The organism is Bradyrhizobium sp. WBOS08 (genome assembly GCF_024585125.1).
Lineage (GTDB): Bacteria > Pseudomonadota > Alphaproteobacteria > Rhizobiales > Xanthobacteraceae > Bradyrhizobium > Bradyrhizobium japonicum_B.
Genome location: NZ_CP028988.1, coordinates 4,319,898 through 4,336,449, shown reverse-complemented (window position 1 = coordinate 4,336,449; position 16,552 = coordinate 4,319,898). Strand labels below are relative to the sequence as shown.

Sequence of the window (16,552 nt, the reverse complement as noted above, 5' to 3'; positions counted from 1 at the left end):
GTCGCCTCCGGAGATCCGATGTCCCCTGCCCGCAAGCGCGCGGATGTGCTGCTGGTCGAGCGCGGCCTGTTCGAGAGCCGGGCGCGGGCGCGCGCGGCGATCGAGGCCGGCCTCGTCAGGGCCGACGACAAGCAGATCGCCAAGCCGTCGGAGACGATCGCCGAGGACGCGGTGATCCATGCCGAGGCCGCGCACCCCTACGTCTCCCGCGGCGGCGTGAAGCTCGCCGGCGCACTGGAACGTTATCCCATCGAGATCGAGGACCATGTCTGCCTCGACGTCGGGGCGTCCACCGGCGGCTTCACCGAGGTGCTGCTGGCGAACGGCGCCAGCCTGGTGTTCGCCGTCGACGTCGGCACCAGCCAGCTGCATCCCTCGCTACGCGACCATCCTAAGATCGTGTCGATGGAGGAGACCGACATCCGCAGCTACGAGGGCAAGCGCCTGCCGGCACGGCCCGACGTCGTCGTCATCGACGTCAGCTTCATCTCGCTCAAGACGGTGCTGCCGGTGGCGCTGTCCCTCGCCGCCGCGCCGATGAGCCTGCTGGCGCTGATCAAGCCGCAATTCGAGGCTGACAGGAAGCACAACAAGAAGGGCATCGTCCGCGACGCCGCCGTGCACCAGGCGATCTGCAACGACATCGCGGCCTTCGCGGCCTCGCTCGGCTGCACCGACATCGAGGTATTTCCCTCCTCGATCGCGGGCGGCGACGGCAATGCCGAATTCTTCCTGGGCGCGCGCCGTGGTTGAGCGTCTGACCATCGATCATGTCGGCCATCGCGGCGACGGCGTCTGCCTCACCACGGGCGATGCCATCTACGTGCCCTATACGCTCGGCGGCGAGACCGTCGAGGTCGATCACGTCGTGGGCCACCATCCTGATCGTCGCAAGCTGCTCGCGGTCGATGTCGCAAGCCCCGAGCGCATCGAACCGTTCTGCCCGCATTTCGGCGTCTGCGGCGGCTGCGCGATCCAGCATTGGGCGGCAGAGCCCTATCAGGCCTGGAAGCGCGGCATCGTGGTGGAGACGCTGGCGCAGGCCGGCATCGAATGCGATGTGGCGCCGCTGGTCGACGCCCATGGCGCCGGCCGCCGGCGCATCACGCTGCACGGCCGCTTCGGCACGCATGATGTTCTCAAGGTCGGTTTCTCGGCGACGAGCTCGCACGACGTCATCCCGATCGATCGCTGCCCGGTCCTCGACCCCGCGCTCGACGGCGCGCTCGATGCCGCCTGGGCGCTCGCCGAACCGCTGACGTCGAAGATGCCGGTGACCAAGCCGCTCGACATCCAGGTCACTGCCACCGCCAACGGCCTCGATGTCGACGTGCGCGGATCCGGGCCGCTGCCGACTCCGCTGGTCACGGCGCTGTCGCGCGTCGCCGAGCAGTACCGCCTGGCGAGGCTGACGCGGCACGGCGAGCTGGTGCTGCAGCGCCTGCCGCCGACGGTGAAGATGGGCCGCGCCGAGGTGACGCTGCCGCCGGGCTCGTTTCTGCAGGCGACGGCGGCGGGCGAAGAGATGCTCGCCGCGCTTGTCACTGAGCGCATCGGCAAGGCCAAGGACGTTCTCGACCTCTTCTGCGGCGTCGGCCCGTTCGCGCTACGGCTCGCCGAGAAGGCCCGCGTCACCGCTTGCGACAACGATGCCGGCGCGGTCGCGGCACTGGCGAAAGCCGCGCGCACACCGGGATTGAAGCCGATCAGGTGCGAGCCGCGCGATCTGTTCCGCCGTCCGCTGGTGCCGCAGGAGCTGCGCGACTTCGAGGCCGTGGTGTTCGACCCGCCGCGCCAGGGCGCGCAGGCGCAGGCCCTGAAGCTCGCCGCAAGCAAGGTGCCCGTCGTGGTCGCCGTGTCCTGCAACGTCGCAACCTTTGCCCGCGACGCACGGCTGCTGATCGACGGCGGTTACCGGCTGGAGGCGGTGGTGCCGGTCGATCAATTCCGCCACACGCCGCATGTGGAGCTGGTGGCGCGTTTCACGCGCTGACCTCGGCGCCCGGTCTTGATTCCGGTCAATCGTTGCGGCGCGTTCGGCGCTAAAAGTGTTGCGCCACGAGGCGCGCGACATGGATGCGGAGCGGACGTTCTTGATTGATCGACGACAGTTCACCGCAGCCGCGCTGGGAATGTCCGCGGCTGCGATCGGCGGTGTCCCTGCCGCTGGGGCGGCGATGACCTACGATGGGGCAGTTACGACGTCACGGGCTGCGCTGCAGGCCGTGCCGCGGGATCGCGAGCTCGTGCGCTTTGCCACCCTCGCGGCCAACAGCCACAACACCCAGCCGTGGGTCTTCTCCGCCCGCGGCGATGACATCACGATCGCACCGGATTTTTCGCGCCGCTGTGCGGCCGTGGATCCCGACGACCATCACCTCTTCGTCAGTCTCGGCTGCGCCGCAGAAAACCTCATCCTCGCGGCGTCCGCGCTGGGCTGGCGCGCCAATCCGGTCATCGACGGCGAGCGGATCGTGATCGCGCTCGAGCAAGCCCCGCCGGATGCATCGACGTTGGCGTCCGCGATTCCGGTCAGGCAATGCACCCGCGCGGCGTTCGATGGCAGGCCCGCCGCGCCCGAGACCTTGCGCCGGCTCGAGAGCGCCTGTCGCGAACCCGGTGTCACGGCCCTACTGATGACCGAGCGCGCCGCGATCGCCGGGGTCACCGATTACGTGCTCGAAGGCAACTCGGCGCAAATGCGCGACAAGGCCTTCATGCGCGAACTCGTGAGCTGGATTCGCTTCAACGAGGCGGAGGCGCTCGCGACCATGGACGGGTTGTTCGCACCCGCCTCGGGGAATCCCTCCCTGCCATCGTGGCTGGCGCGGCCGCTTCTGAGGCTCTTCTTCACCGAGAGCGGGGAGAACAAGAAATATCGCGACCAGCTCACCAGCTCTGCGGGCGTCGTGGTGCTCGCGGCCGAGCGCAGCGACAAACCGCACTGGATCGCGGTCGGCCGCGCCTGCCAGCGCTTCGGTTTGCAGGCGACCGCGCTGGGGCTCAAATATTCCTTCGTCAACCAGCCGGTCGAGGTCGCGGCGCTGAGGCAGCAATTTGCAGCCTCGCTCGGGCTCGGCGAACGGCGCTGCGATATCGTGATGCGTTTCGGAACCGGCCCGGACCTGCCGAAATCGCTGCGGCGTCCGCCGGAGCAGGTGATGCAGCCCTAAAGCGCGATGCGATGAGCATGAATCGCCATCGCGCTTTAGCTTGTTGTTTAAGCATGATCTTTTCGGAAAACCGCTGCGCACTTTTCCGCATCATGCCCTAACGACGCAAACCGCTCAGCGCCGGCGACTCGCCCGGCAGCATGTTCGATCTGATATCGCTGTCCATGCGGCCCGAGTCCTGCTGGATGAAACCGGCGCCGAACGACAGGCTGAGATTGGAGGTCGGCTTGAATTCGACGCCAGCAAATGCGCCGGTGCCGGGTGCTGCGGCAGATGTCAGCGGCGCAACCGAGCTGCCGATGCCATTGCCATATTTCAGCGTGTCGAAACCGGCAAAGAACGTCACGGGCATGCCGCCCAAGGTCTTGGTGTTGTAGCCGAACTGTGTGCTGTCATATGAGAGCGCGCTGAAATTGCCGGCAAGACCGGACTGACCGAGACCGCTCTGACCGAGGCCGCTCCAATTCAGATTGCCGCGCTGACTGCCGACGAAAAAGCCAGTCGTCGCGCTGCTGCGCCAATCCGGATCGCCGGCATTGAAGCTGGTGGAACTGCCGTAAACATCGGAACTCTGGTCGGCGCCGCCGCCAAGGCCGAAAGGCCCGCCGGGGATCCAATATCTCAGCGGCGCGACTTGGGCGTGAACCGGCGATGCGGTCAGGCAAAGCACAGCGAGCAGGGCTGCAATCACGGATGAAGAGACAAATCTGGACATTGAAGCTACCGGCAAGGCTTTTGCAGATCATACTCTCCTGACATCACCAATGCCAGCGCAGCGGCCGCGCCGACGTGACGGCCGGGCCCCCCATGACCGAACCTGATGCCGGACGTTCCCCTGCTCGCGCGCGGCAGGGCGCCGCCCATCTGCCGCAGACGATTCAAGATCTTGTGGAGCTGTCCGATGAAGTCTGGCGGTTGATCGCTGCGAGGCTGCTCGCACAGGGCTGCGCGATCTTGCGCCAGCTCGACGGGGCCATTGAAGGCGCTGACGCAGCCCGATGGACCGGGGTCGTGAAGCTAGGCGGTCTTGTCCACGGAGGACGATGAATCGGCCGGTGGATATTTCGTCACCGGCACCATGAAGGATTTCGTGCCGACCTGGTAGGTGACCCTGCCATTCTGCCCGTCGTCGGTGGCGATCTGCGTCTGCCCGAACATGATGACGTTCTTGTAGACGTAGCCGGTGCCCTTGCGGGTGACGCCGTCGGTGGTGACGCTCACCTCGGCCTCCTTGCCATTGACGGACAGCACCTTGAAGCTCGCGCTCTTGCCGTTCTCGCTGGAATAGCCGCCCCAGCTTCCCATGAGGCGGCTGTCGGAGGCCGGGGGGGCCTGCTTCTCGAGATTGGCGGTCTGCTTGCCAACTCCCCCGAACGAGAACAGCATCACCATGTTCTTGCCGTCCTTGGTGCCAACCGTGACGCCGCCGAAGGTGATGAGCGTGCCCTGAACCTCGCCGAAGCCGCGCTCGGTGCGTCCGTTGTGGGTGTACTCGACCTGCGCCCGGGCGCCGCGGATGTTGACGACCTTGAAGCCGACGGGCTGGTTGTTGCCCACCCAATTGCCCTTCCAATCACCGAGCAGAGCGCTCTGGCGATACAGCCGCTCGTTGGCGGGCGAAATCTGGCTGGTGCTCGACGTGACGATAGCCATTGGATTGCTCGGAGACGGGCCTCACAAACCCGCTTTCGTTCGCTGCGGCAATGTCAGGATGCCGCCTGGACACGAACGGAAACCATGTGATTAGGGCCACGCTCCGGTTAACGAGGCGTTAAGCTCGCGCATCGGCCAAGCGGGAAAAGGCTCTCGGCCGGGGACTTCAGCGGCCCCAGCGGTCCGACCAGATCTTCTCGCCGATCAGGCAATTGACGCGCGGCTCCCTGTCGGCAACCCGCATCACGGGACGCTCCGGCGTGCGGCCGGCGACCTCCATCAGCAGCTTGGTGCGGATCGCCTCCTTGAACTTGTCGCGGTCCTTGATCGTGATGACGAAGGAGCCGGGGCCGCCGATGACGCAGTCCTCGTAGTAGAAATCGAGATTGTCGATATCCATGGTCGAATAGGACGGCTCCTTGATCATGATCGGCAGGCCGTTGATGACGATGCCCTTCTCGAGCGCGGCATCGCGTGCCACCGTGACAGGACCGCCGTTGTTGTTGGGACCGTCGCCGGAAATGTCGATGACGCGGCGCAGGCCCCGATAGGGGTCTTCGTCGAACAGCGGCATGGCAAAGTTGATCGCGCCCGAGATCGAGGTGCGCGAAGCACGCCGGATCGGCGTCTTCATGATCTCGGCGGCGACCGCATCCGCCGTCTCGGGACCGTCGACCAGCCGCCAGGGGATGATGATCTTCTGGTCGCTGGAGGCGGCCCACTCGAAATAGGTCACCGCGATGCGGCCGTTCGGGCCGAGCTTCAGCGCCTGGAGGAACTCCTTCGACTGGATCGCCTGCGCATAGCCCTCGCGCTGGATCGCGAGCTCGTCCATGTCCATGGAGTAGGACACGTCGACCGCGAGGACCAGCTCGACGTCGACCGTCTGCGCGTCTCTGTCGGCCGCGGGCCGCTGCAGCTGTTTCTTGGACGGTTCGAATTTTGGTCCTGGTGCCGCGACGCCCGCGACGTCCCCTCCCGCAAACATGCCGGCCACCAGCACAGCCCCGATCGAGAACAGCAACCGCATCGCAGTCTCCCGTCGTATGACGTGATGGTGACATGCAATCGCCTTGCCGCAAAGCGCGAAGATCGCTTGCGCTTCACTTTCGAGTGCATCGCTGCTGCGTGTTGCCGTCGTTTGGCCACAGCGATGACAAGCGGGGAACAGGCGCGGTCCCAGCGCACGCCTCGTCCTTCGAGAAGACCGCTTCGCGGTCCCTCAGGATGAGGCTAAGCGGCATCGGTGCCCGTCGAAACTGGCGCGACACACTCGGTCCTCATCCTGAGGGCCCGCCAACGGCGGGCGTCTCGAAGGATGGCCACAAGCGAAATCGCTCCCCTATGCGATTGCCCCCGGGACTGATGGGATGCTGGTAGCAGCACGCTCCGCCCACTTGTCCGAAGCGATTTCCGTGCTAGGTTGGCCACACAGATGGGGATGGAGTCCCCCGATAACCGCCCGGCGGTCGATTACCGTGTGGGCTGATGACTCCTGCTTGAGGAGGGGCAATTTTTGAGCCTCTGCCTTCGGCGGGAGCATGGACAGACCCGCCGGTGGCGGGTTTTTTGTTGTCTGATGCAAGGCCAGGAGAAGGCGGAGACGTGACGACGGCGACACCGAATGCTGCACGTAGCGGGCTGCCGAGAGGAATCTGGGTGCTCGGCTTCGTCTCGATGCTGATGGACATCTCCTCCGAGATGATCCACGCGCTGCTGCCGGTCTATCTCGTCACCGTGCTCGGCACCTCCACGCTGACCGTCGGCTTCATCGAGGGCATTGCGGAGGCGACCGCCTCGATCACGAAGATCTTCTCCGGCGCGCTGTCGGATTGGCTCGGTCGCCGCAAGCTGCTGGCGGCGCTCGGATACGGACTTGCCGCCTTCACCAAGCCGCTGTTTCCGCTCGCGCCCAGCGTCGGATGGCTGGTGGCGGCACGCTTCATCGACCGGGTCGGCAAGGGCATTCGCGGAGCGCCCCGCGATGCGCTCATTGCCGACATCGCGCCGATCGGTTTGCGCGGCGCGAGCTTCGGGCTGCGGCAATCGCTCGACACCACCGGGGCCTTCCTCGGGCCGCTGATTGCTATCGCGCTGATGTGGTGGACGGCGGACAATTTCACGATCGTGTTCTGGGTGGCGGTGCTGCCGGCCTTTCTGTCGTTTGGACTGATTACCTTCGGCGTGAATGAGCCGGACCCGGATCCGAGCCGGGAGCCTGTGAAGAATCCGCTGAATCTCGCCGCCATGCGGCAGCTTGGTGCGGTGTACTGGCGCGTCGTCGCGGTCGGGATTGTCTTCACGCTCGCGCGCTTCAGTGAGGCATTCCTGATCCTGCGCGCGCAGAACATTGGCCTGGACGTGATGTGGGTGCCGGCGGTGCTGGTGCTGATGAACGTCGCCTATGCGCTGTCAGCCTATCCGGCCGGGGTGCTCTCGGACCGGATCAACCGGACCGGCCTGCTCGCGCTCGGTCTGATCCTCCTCGCCGGCGCTGACCTTGCGCTGGCGTTGCTGCCGAGCCTTGCGGGTCTCGCGCTCGGCGTCGTGCTGTGGGGACTGCACATGGGGTTGACGCAGGGACTGCTCTCGGCCCTCGTCGCCGACGCCGCGCCGCCAAGCCTGCGCGGCACCGCATTCGGCTATTTCAACCTCTTCACCGGCCTTGCCCTGCTGGCCGCCAGCGTGATCGCGGGCGCGCTGTGGGACGCCTATGGCCCGGCCGGAACGTTCCTTGCGGGGCTCGGCTTCGCGCTGGTCTCGCTTGCCGGACTGCTTGCGGTCGGCAACGGTCTGGCGGCAAGGCACAAATGATGCAGGTCACAAACCAGGGAACGAGACGTTGAACATCCAATACATTCTCGCGGTCGCCGCCGGCGGAGCGCTCGGTGCAGTCGTGCGCTATCTGGTGTCCATCGGTACGGGCCGCGCGTTCGGCACCGACTTTCCCTGGGGGACCCTCATCATCAACGTGACGGGATCATTCCTGATCGGCATTCTCACCGGGCTGTTCGCAATGAAATGGAACCTGCCGCAGGCCGCCCGGATATTTTTGACGGTGGGCATCTGTGGTGGATACACGACGTTCTCGACGTTCTCCCTCGATGCCTGGTATCTGATCGAGCGTGGCCAGACCGCCGCTTCGGCCGCCTACATGATTGCATCGGTGGTGCTGTCGGTGGGCGCGCTGATCGCGGCGCTGCATGTTGTTCGCGCGCTTCCCTGAAGCGAGGTCCGCACGATCCGTGCATCCCTGCCCATCGGCGGCGGCATGAGCAACCGCTCCGGCCGTCTTGGAGGAGCCCGGGTGTCTGCCATATGATGGGACGGCTGGAGCTCATCAGGGCCGGGGTTTCTGGAAACGATGAACGACGCCGTTACCAAGCCGAAAACCAGGACGAGGACCAAGGTCGAGCGGCCAAAGCTGCACAAGGTCATCCTGATCAACGACGACTACACGCCGCGCGAATTCGTCACCATGGTGCTGAAGGCCGAATTCCGCATGACGGAGGATCAGGCCTACAAGGTGATGATCACCGCGCACAAGCTCGGCGCCTGCGTGGTCGCCGTGTTCACCAAGGACGTCGCCGAGACCAAAGCCACGCGCGCCACCGACGCCGGCCGCGCCAAGGGCTACCCATTGCTGTTCACGACCGAGCCGGAGGAATAGCGGCTCGATCGGCCAGCGCCGGCGTCTCGTCCGCCAGCCCGTACACGCGCTGCGCCTTGGAAAATCCCGCGATCGGAAACTCGCCGAGTTCGCGCCAGTCGTGGCGGCAATTATTGGCAAAGCCTTCCGAGGCCACGATGGTGCGGCCGAGCCGGCTCGCGATCTTCTCCAGCCGCGCGGCGAGATTGACGGCGGGGCCGATGCAGGTGAAGTCGAGGCGGTTGCCGCCGCCGATATTGCCATAGAGGATGTTGCCGACGTGGAGCGCCAGGCCGAAGCGGAAACGTTCGACGACCTCGCCGACCGGAATGGCGAGCGCCTCCACACTGGCGCGGGACTCGCGCGCCGCCTCCAGCACCTGCGTGCAGACATGCGCGGCATCGCCGACATATTCGTCGATCGGAAACACGGCGAGCAGGCCGTCGCCCATGAACTTCAAGACCTCGCCGCCATGGGCGAGGATGGCGCTGACCTGGCAATCGAAATAGCCGTTGAGGATCTCGACCACGGTCTCGGCCGGCAGCCGGTCCGACAGCGCGGTGAAGCCGCGCAGATCCGAGAGCCAGATGGCCGCCTGCATGGTGTCGGTGTGACCGCGGCGTATCTGGCCGCCGAGGATGCGCGCGCCGGCGCGGTTGCCGACATAGGTATCGAGCAGCATCTCGGCGGTGCGGCGCTGGCTGATGATCTCGCTGACGCGCGCCAGCGGCGCGATGATGGCCCGGATCGCCGCGATGTGGTCGTCGCTGAAGCCGCCGGGATGCCGCGTCACCCAGCTCGTCGCATGGACCGAGCCGTCGAGGAACGGCATTGGCACCGCAATATAGTCGGTCGCCCCCTCGGCGAGCATGTCGTCGAGAAACGGAAAGCGCTTATCGTCGGGATCGGTCGCGCGCCCTCTGACCTCCAGCGCCTGCTCGAACACGATGCGGAGCGGGCTGCGGGCGAATACGGGCGAGTCCAGGACATCGAAGGCGACGCTGCCGATTTCGACCTCCTGCCCTTGCCGCCAGATGAAGTTGCGGCCGAAGACTTCGGGATGCAGCGTGCGGATGAAGATGCCGAACCGCCACACCGGCAGGCCGGCCGCGATCAGACTTTCACAGAATTCGGTGATCATCTCGACCGGCTCAACCGATCCGGGGCCGTCGATCAGCCAGTTGCGGACGCGCTGGAGCTCGGAACTATCCATAGCCCATTTGCGGATGAAGTGGCGGGCCCGTCAAGCTGCGCGGTGGGCTAGCACGGCAACATCAACGTCCCACCTGCCCGCGATCTCGCAGGAAATGATCGGCCAGCACGCAGGCCATCATGGCCTCGCCGACGGGGACCGCGCGGATGCCGACGCAGGGATCGTGGCGGCCTTTCGTGAAGATTTCCGTGTCTGCGCCCTTGCGATCGACGGTCCGGCGCGGCTGCAGGATCGACGATGTCGGCTTCACTGCGAAACGCACCACCACGGGCTGCCCCGTGGAGATTCCGCCCAGCACGCCGCCGGCGTGATTGGACAGGAAGCGCGTGCCGTCATTGCCGGTGCGCATCTCGTCGGCGTTCTCCTCGCCAGTCAGTTCCGCCGCGCCAAAACCGGCGCCGATCTCGACACCTTTCACCGCGTTGATGGTCATCATCGCACCCGCCAGATCGGAATCGAGCTTGGCATAGATCGGCGCGCCGAGACCTGCCGGCACGCCTTCGGCGACGATTTCGATCACTGCGCCGATCGAGGAGCCGCTCTTGCGGATGCCGTCGAGATAGGTCTCGAAGAACGCAGCCTTGTCCTTGTCCGGGCAGAAGAACGGATTGTTGGCGACCTCGTCCCAATCCCACTTCGCGCGGTCGATCTTGTGCGGGCCGATCTGCACCAGAGCGCCGCGCACCCTGACGTCGGGCAGCACTTTTCGCGCAATGGCGCCGGCGGCAACCCGCGTCGCAGTCTCGCGCGCGGAGGAGCGGCCGCCGCCGCGATAGTCGCGCAGCCCGTATTTGGCCTCGTAGGTGAAGTCGGCGTGGCCCGGGCGAAACTTGTCCTTGATCTCGGAATAGTCCTTCGAGCGCTGATCGGTGTTCTCGATCAGGAGCCCGATCGGCGTGCCCGTCGTTACCTGCACGCCGGTCTCCGGATGCGCCATCACGCCGGACAGGATCTTCACCTGGTCCGGCTCCTGACGCTGGGTGGTGAAGCGCGATTGGCCGGGACGGCGGCGGTCGAGGTCACCCTGGATGTCGGCCTCGGTGAGCGGGATCATGGGCGGGCAGCCGTCGACCACGCAGCCGATGGCCACCCCATGGCTCTCGCCGAAGGTGGTGACGCGGAACATGTGGCCGAAGGTGTTGAAGGACATCGCTGCTCGGTGGTTCGTAAGTCAGTTCTGACTTTTGGTGGTAACGCGAGGGGACACCGGGGTCAAACACTCGTCATTCCGAGGCGCCCGAAGGGCGACCCCGGAATGACGAAAAACGAGCCTAGCTGAACTTCTCCAGCCGTCCCTCACGGAACACGTAGACCGCGCCCTGCTCGATATAGAGCTCTGCGGCGCTGGCCGGCGTCTCCAGCCCCAAGCACACCATCAGGGCCCGGCAGGTCCCGCCATGGGCGACCGCGACGGTGTCATCCCGCAGCTGATCGTACCAGGCGCGCACGCGGACCTGGACATCGGCATAGGTCTCGCCGCCGGCGGGGCCCACGCTCCATTTGTCGGCGAGGCGCCTGGCGTAAATTTCGGGATCAGCCGCTTCGCTCTCGGCCAGCGTCAGCCCTTCCCAGCTGCCATAGCCGATCTCGCGCAGCCGATCGTCGAGCGCATAGTCGGCGACCGGCAGTTCGAGCTTGCCGCGCGCGAGCTCCATGGTCTGGCGCGCACGGCCGAGCGGGCTCGACACGTAAGGCAGCGCCGCCTTGTCGCGCCCCTCGCGCTTGAACAGGTCGGCGAGAATGCCGCCGGCCTGGACGGCCTGACCGCACCCGCGCGCATTGAGCGGAATGTCCTTGGTGCCCTGAAGCCTGCCGAGCGCATTCCACTCGGTCTCGCCGTGGCGAAGATAGTAGATCGTGGGCACGGCCATTCCAGCCTGAAGATCAGTCCTTGCCGCCAAACGAAATGTCCGGCGCATCGGGCCTCTTCATGCCCAGCACGTGATAGCCGGAATCGACGTGATGCACCTCGCCGGTGACGCCGCGCGAGAGCTCGGAGAGCAGATACAGCGCGCTGCCGCCGACGTCCTCGGTCGACACGTTGCGGCGCATCGGCGCGTTGGTCTCGTTCCACTTCAGGATATAGCGGAAGTCGCCGATGCCGGAGGCGGCGAGCGTCTTGATCGGGCCTGCCGAGATCGCGTTGACGCGGATGTTCTTCTCGCCGAGATCGGCGGCGAGGTAGCGCACGCTGGCCTCCAGCGCCGCCTTCGCCACGCCCATCACGTTGTAATGCGGCATCCACTTCTCGGCGCCGTAATAGCTGAGCGTGATCAGTGAGCCGCCATCCGTCATCAGCTTCTCGGCGCGCTGCGCCACCGCCGTGAACGAGTAGCAGGAGATCAGCATCGACTTGGAGAAATTCTCCGCGGTGGTGTCGACATAGCGGCCTTCGAGCTGCTCGCCATAGGCGATCGCGTGCACCAGGAAGTCGATCTTGCCCCACTTCTCCTTCAGCACCGCGAACGCCGCGTCGATGGTCGCCGCATCGGTGACGTCGCAATGGCCGAGCACGAGACCGCCGATCTCGGCGGCCAGCGGCTCGACGCGCTTCTTCAGCGCATCGCCCTGATAGGTGAAGGCGAGCTCGGCGCCGGCGGCGTGGCATGCCTTGGCGATGCCCCAGGCGATCGACCGGTTGTTGGCAAGGCCCAGGATCACCCCGCGCTTGCCCTGCATCAAACCTGAATTCTGCGCCATGTTGGAACGTCCCGTCGAACTCTTGCTGAGGTCTGGAGGTACACCAGCCCTCCCCGGCGGTACAGCCCTAATACGCCGCGTTAACGCTGTTTCGAGCACCGGAATAGCCGTTCCGTTCGGGTGTTATGATCATCGAGGCGCTCGCGCCCGAGACCAGGACGTCAAGACCGCAATGAGTGCGTTTCGCCAGAGTGTGGAAGCCATGATCCCGGCGTTGCGCCGCTACGCCCGCGCGCTCACGCGCGACGCGGACGCGGCCGACGATCTGGTGCAGGACACGCTGGTGCGGGCCCTGCGCTCGGAGCGATTGTTTCTCGGCGGCGACGTCAGAAGCTGGCTCTACACGATCCTGACCAACCTCAACAAGAACCGGCGCCGCTCGCTGGCAAGGCGGCCGCAGTTCATGCAGCTGACGGAGAACAACCCCGATGCCAGCGGCACCGAAGCCGAAGGGCGCGACATCGAGAGGGCACTGGCGACGCTCGTCGAGGAGCAGCGTTCGGTGCTGCTCCTGGTCATGCTGGAAGGCATGAGCTACCGCGAGGTCGCCGACATCCAGGGCGTGCCGATCGGCACCGTGATGTCGCGCCTCGCCCGTGCCCGCGCCCACGTCAAGGCCTCGCTTGAAGGCGAGCGCCCGACGCTCCGGCGGGTGAAATGATGGCGGGGGTGATGCATCGCGGATCGTCCGCCCGAAGCGTGCCGGCGCCGCGAGCGAAGTTGAACCTTGGACGACATTGTGGGCCACAGAGCCAGAGACGATCGAGATGAACGAGCGCAAGATCCCAGTGACCGAGGACGAATTGCACGCCTATGTCGACGGCGAGCTGCCGACCGAGCGCCGCGCCGACGTCGAGGCCTGGCTGGCCGCCCATCCTGAAGAGGCCGAGCGCGTGCAGTCGTGGCGCGCCATGGCGGAGATGCTGCACGCCCGCTACGATTCCATCGCCCACGAGCCGGTGCCGGCACGGCTGGAGCTCGAGCGTCTGGAGCGCCGCCCGCGGCAATGGCTCTATGGCGCCGCCGCGGCTGTGCTGGTTGCCTTCGTCGCCGGCGGCACCGCCGGCTGGGTCGCGCATGGCGCCGCCAGCGCCCCCTCGACCTTCCAGAGCTTCACCGCGGACGCGCTCGACGCTCACCGCCTCTATGTCGTCGAGGTCCGCCACCCCGTCGAGGTCGGCGGCAACGAGCGCGACCACCTCCAGGCCTGGCTCACCCGGCGCTGCGGCTGGACCGTGTTCGCACCGAACCTGGAGGCGAGCGGGCTGAAGCTGGTCGGCGGCCGGCTCTTGCCGGGGCCGAACGGCCCGGCGTCGTTCCTGATGTATGAGGGCGCCTCGGGCGAGCGCTACACGATCTACACCGCCAAGACCGAGAATGGTGCGACGCAAATGCGGTACGCCAGGACCGACAAGGACGGCGCGCTGTTCTGGGCCGAACGCGGCGTCGGCTACGTCGTCAGCGGCGGCGGCGATCGCGACCGGCTGACCAAGGTGGCGCAGGCGGTCTATGACCAGGCTGAGAAAAACGGCACGTAAACCACCGCTTGAGCACAGTGCCCAGATTCCGTCATTGAAAATTTGGAATCAAGACATCGGCGCGTCTCATTATCGCACCGAGTGTTCACGCGATTATGAGTGGCGTTCGATCCGCCGATCGACGCGGGCGGCCTCGATTGGGGTTATTGGTACCGCGCTGGTCCCCCTCTCGAGGCCGCACCTTTTTATCGGCTGCCCCGCCGGACAGCCGATACGTCGAGCTGATGAAGCGCTACCACGCCTCAGGCATATGATGAGCATCATCTCCAGGACGATGCCCCAGGTGTTTAGGAAACCCCTTCAGTTCGATAACCTAACCGAGCCCGCTACGTGGATTGTAGGGGTGTTGGTCCCGCCACTTCTCCATCAATGCTTCAAGCTCGGCGTCGTTCCCGTCCGGTAGCATAATCCTGACGGTGACGAAGAGATCCCCGGTTCCGCCAGATTTCGGCAGGCCCTTGCCCTTGAGGCGGAAGGTCCGGCCGCTGGAGGTGTTTTTCGGGACCGAAAGCTCCACGGCATTGCCGAGGGTAGGCACGCGGACCTTGCCGCCGAGCACCGCCTCGTAGAGCGTGACTGGGAGGTCGATCCTGAGGTCGGCGCCCTCGACCTTGAAGAACGGGTGCGGCGCGATGTTGATGGTGATCAGGAGATCCCCGGGCGGATGACCCTGCGCGCTCTCGCCCTGCCCGCGCAACCGGATCTGCTGGCCTTCGGTCACGCCGGCCGGAATCTTGACGTTGAGCTCCTTGCCCGTCGGCAGCCGGACGCGCTTTTCGCCGCCCTTGACCGATTCTTCCAGCGTGACGGACATGGCAACGTTGACGTCGAGATCGAGCCCGATGCCGCCGGTGTCGAAGTCGAACTGGGCTCCGCCGCCGGCCCCCGGCCGTGCGCCGCGCATGCCGCCGCCGAACATGCTGTTGAGGATATCCTCGAACGCGCCGCCGCCCGCGCCGGGGCCGCCGCCGGAGCGGAACGTATAGCTTTCAAACCCGCCGGGGCCGGCACGACCGCGCGGCCCGTCACCGCCCGGAAACCCCTGGAAGCGCGGCTTGCCCTCGGCGTCGATCTCGCCGCGGTCGAACTGCTTGCGCTTGTCTTCGTCGCCGATGATCTCGTTCGCCGAGTTGATCTCGGAGAAGCGCTCGGCGGCTTTCGGGTCGTCCTTGTTGCTGTCGGGATGGTGCTTCTTGGCAAGCTTGCGATAGGCGCTCTTGATCGCGGCAGCGCTGGCGCTCCGCGGCACCCCCAAGACCTCATAGGGGTCGCGCATCCGTCACGTCTCCTTCAAGACTTCGAATTGTTCAAAGGGCTCCCCGCCCCACCTGCGATCCATGTGGGGAGAGAGTGGCATTTTTGCAACTAGGGGCGCGGGCCGAATCTCTACGTTTGGAGCATGATCTTATCGGAAAACCGGTTCCCACTTTTCCGGATCATGCTCAGCTCCGCCACGGCTTTAGCGTATGAATCTCCCAACGGCCACGGCTGCTTTGGCAGCCGGCGCCCTGGAGCCAGCTTTCCGTCGTCCCGTTGACGTAGCTCGCCAGGAAATCGCGGCATTTGCGGCCGTCCTCGGCGGCATAGGATTGCGCGATCGGCGTCACCGAGCCGCGCGCCCCGGTCTCCGGATTCTCCCAATGCTGGCTGGAATCCTTGTCGCCCTTGCTGAGGACGTCGGTGGCGGCGTTGCGGGCGAAGGCCATATCGGTCTCGGTCGGCGGGGCTTCCTTCGCCGGTCGCGCGATCGAGCCGGTGAGGTCGCTGTCGTCGGCCTTGGCGTAGGCACTCTGGTCGGTGCGGGAAAAGCTGCATCCCCCGGCCCCGAGCCCGACGAGAACGATCGTCATGACGAAGCCCGATGGCCGGATCGCTGATAGGCCAACGCGTCCCCATGCCCTATATAGGGCGGTAGCGGACGACAACGCGTTTTGGGCCGCGGGACGCAACTCGGACTCCAGACATGACCGACACGACCTCGATGAAACACCAGACACCCTTAACATCCGGTGATTTCACCGCCGCCGACGAGCCGTTCGCGCTGTTCGAGAGCTGGCTGAACGAGGCGATCAAGAGCGAGCCGAACGATCCGAACGCCATGGCGCTCGCGACCGTCGATCCCGACGGCCTGCCCGACGTGCGCATGGTGCTGATGAAGGGCTTCGATACCGAGGGTTTCGTGTTCTACAGCCACATCGCCAGCCAGAAGGGCCGCGAACTCGCCGCAAACCCTAAGGCAGCGTTACTTTTTCACTGGAAGTCGCTGCGCCGTCAGGTCCGCATCCGCGGCAACGTGACGCCGGTGACCGACGCCGAAGCCGACGCCTATTTCGCCACCCGGCCCAAGCAGGCGCAGATCGGCGCCTGGGCGAGCAAGCAGTCCGAGGCGCTGGAGAGCCGCTTCGCCTTCGAGCAGGCCATCGCGAAAGTCGCGGCCAGATACGTCATCGGCGAGGTGCCGCGGCCGCCGGGCTGGAGCGGCTGGCGCATCACGCCCTCCCGGATCGAGTTCTGGCACGACCGCCCGTTCCGCTTGCACGACCGCATCGAATTTCGTCGTGACGCGGCCGGCCAGAAGTGGTCCAAGACGCGGATGTATCCTTGAGCCTTATCTTGATCCTTGTCT

Annotated in this window: 18 protein-coding genes and 1 riboswitch; of the genes, 9 read left to right on the top strand and 9 right to left on the bottom strand. The window is 65.8% G+C overall.

The window, feature by feature from the left end; genetic code table 11:
• Positions 1-18 precede the first annotated feature (18 nt).
• The 3 genes from DCM80_RS20455 to DCM80_RS20445 all read left to right on the top strand — a co-directional run bounded on the left by DCM80_RS20455 (position 19) and on the right by DCM80_RS20445 (position 3,173).
• The gene (locus DCM80_RS20455; RefSeq protein ID WP_257193363.1) at positions 19-753 is read left to right on the top strand and encodes a TlyA family RNA methyltransferase; all 735 of its coding nucleotides are present in this window, start codon (positions 19-21) and stop codon (positions 751-753) included.
• On the top strand, positions 746-1,993 hold the full coding sequence (locus tag DCM80_RS20450; protein ID WP_257193362.1) for a class I SAM-dependent RNA methyltransferase: 1,248 nt from the start codon (positions 746-748) through the stop codon (positions 1,991-1,993). The genes DCM80_RS20455 and DCM80_RS20450 overlap by 8 nt, the downstream gene beginning before the upstream one ends.
• A 103-nt stretch (positions 1,994-2,096) precedes the next feature.
• Entirely contained in the window at positions 2,097-3,173 is a 1,077-nt protein-coding gene (locus tag DCM80_RS20445; RefSeq protein ID WP_373569418.1) for a Tat pathway signal protein, read from the top strand.
• 97 nt (positions 3,174-3,270) lie between these two features.
• Here the strand turns inward: DCM80_RS20445 and DCM80_RS20440 are convergent, their stop codons facing one another.
• The 3 genes from DCM80_RS20440 to DCM80_RS20430 form a co-directional block, all read right to left on the bottom strand.
• A complete protein-coding gene (locus DCM80_RS20440; protein WP_257193360.1) occupies positions 3,271-3,888 on the bottom strand; it encodes a hypothetical protein in 618 nt (205 codons plus the stop codon).
• 302 nt (positions 3,889-4,190) lie between these two features.
• Complete coding sequence (locus DCM80_RS20435; protein ID WP_257193359.1) at positions 4,191-4,826, bottom strand: hypothetical protein; 636 nt, start codon at positions 4,824-4,826, stop codon at positions 4,191-4,193.
• A gap of 166 nt (positions 4,827-4,992) precedes the next feature.
• Entirely contained in the window at positions 4,993-5,856 is an 864-nt protein-coding gene (locus DCM80_RS20430; protein ID WP_257177131.1) for a DUF1194 domain-containing protein, read from the bottom strand.
• Positions 5,857-6,254: 398 nt separating this feature from the next.
• Positions 6,255-6,331: riboswitch (Fluoride riboswitch) on the top strand.
• Positions 6,332-6,431: 100 nt separating this feature from the next.
• Between DCM80_RS20430 and DCM80_RS20425 the strand changes: the two genes are divergently transcribed.
• The 3 genes from DCM80_RS20425 to clpS all read left to right on the top strand — a co-directional run bounded on the left by DCM80_RS20425 (position 6,432) and on the right by clpS (position 8,496).
• Positions 6,432-7,640, top strand: coding sequence for an MFS transporter (locus DCM80_RS20425; protein ID WP_257193358.1), 1,209 nt, complete (start codon positions 6,432-6,434; stop codon positions 7,638-7,640).
• 28 nt (positions 7,641-7,668) lie between these two features.
• Positions 7,669-8,052 carry a fluoride efflux transporter CrcB gene (gene crcB / locus DCM80_RS20420; protein ID WP_257193357.1) on the top strand — a complete coding sequence of 128 codons (384 nt, stop codon included), beginning with the start codon at positions 7,669-7,671 and terminating at the stop codon, positions 8,050-8,052.
• A gap of 138 nt (positions 8,053-8,190) precedes the next feature.
• On the top strand, positions 8,191-8,496 hold the full coding sequence (gene clpS, locus DCM80_RS20415) for an ATP-dependent Clp protease adapter ClpS (RefSeq protein WP_257193355.1): 306 nt from the start codon (positions 8,191-8,193) through the stop codon (positions 8,494-8,496).
• Here the strand turns inward: clpS and DCM80_RS20410 are convergent.
• The 4 genes from DCM80_RS20410 to fabI form a co-directional block, all read right to left on the bottom strand.
• Positions 8,474-9,688, bottom strand: a complete 1,215-nt coding sequence (locus tag DCM80_RS20410; protein ID WP_257193350.1) for an adenylate/guanylate cyclase domain-containing protein — start codon at positions 9,686-9,688, stop codon at positions 8,474-8,476. The genes clpS and DCM80_RS20410 overlap by 23 nt on opposite strands.
• Before the next feature lie 61 nt (positions 9,689-9,749).
• Positions 9,750-10,838: a chorismate synthase gene (gene aroC / locus DCM80_RS20405; protein WP_028135017.1), complete on the bottom strand. Its 1,089-nt coding sequence runs from the start codon at positions 10,836-10,838 to the stop codon at positions 9,750-9,752.
• Between the two features lie 121 nt (positions 10,839-10,959).
• Positions 10,960-11,559 (bottom strand): histidine phosphatase family protein, encoded by a 600-nt coding sequence (locus DCM80_RS20400; protein ID WP_257193349.1) that lies wholly within the window; start codon positions 11,557-11,559, stop codon positions 10,960-10,962.
• A gap of 13 nt (positions 11,560-11,572) precedes the next feature.
• Positions 11,573-12,388 (bottom strand): enoyl-ACP reductase FabI, encoded by an 816-nt coding sequence (fabI, locus tag DCM80_RS20395; RefSeq protein ID WP_028135015.1) that lies wholly within the window; start codon positions 12,386-12,388, stop codon positions 11,573-11,575.
• Positions 12,389-12,560: 172 nt separating this feature from the next.
• On the opposite strand from fabI, the gene DCM80_RS20390 reads away from it, so the two are divergent.
• Both DCM80_RS20390 and DCM80_RS20385 read left to right on the top strand, forming a co-directional pair.
• Positions 12,561-13,049: an RNA polymerase sigma factor gene (locus DCM80_RS20390; protein ID WP_028144186.1), complete on the top strand. Its 489-nt coding sequence runs from the start codon at positions 12,561-12,563 to the stop codon at positions 13,047-13,049.
• A 106-nt stretch (positions 13,050-13,155) separates the two neighbouring features.
• Positions 13,156-13,926: an anti-sigma factor gene (locus tag DCM80_RS20385; protein ID WP_257193348.1), complete on the top strand. Its 771-nt coding sequence runs from the start codon at positions 13,156-13,158 to the stop codon at positions 13,924-13,926.
• A gap of 313 nt (positions 13,927-14,239) precedes the next feature.
• On the opposite strand, the gene DCM80_RS20380 is transcribed toward DCM80_RS20385, so the two are convergent.
• Together DCM80_RS20380 and DCM80_RS20375 are read right to left on the bottom strand one after the other, a co-directional pair.
• Positions 14,240-15,202, bottom strand: coding sequence for a J domain-containing protein (locus DCM80_RS20380; RefSeq protein WP_257193347.1), 963 nt, complete (start codon positions 15,200-15,202; stop codon positions 14,240-14,242).
• A gap of 166 nt (positions 15,203-15,368) precedes the next feature.
• Positions 15,369-15,776 (bottom strand): RT0821/Lpp0805 family surface protein, encoded by a 408-nt coding sequence (locus DCM80_RS20375; RefSeq protein ID WP_257193346.1) that lies wholly within the window; start codon positions 15,774-15,776, stop codon positions 15,369-15,371.
• A gap of 113 nt (positions 15,777-15,889) precedes the next feature.
• Between DCM80_RS20375 and pdxH the strand changes: the two genes are divergently transcribed.
• The gene (pdxH, locus tag DCM80_RS20370; protein ID WP_257193345.1) at positions 15,890-16,531 is read left to right on the top strand and encodes a pyridoxamine 5'-phosphate oxidase; all 642 of its coding nucleotides are present in this window, start codon (positions 15,890-15,892) and stop codon (positions 16,529-16,531) included.
• Positions 16,532-16,552: the final 21 nt, after the last annotated feature.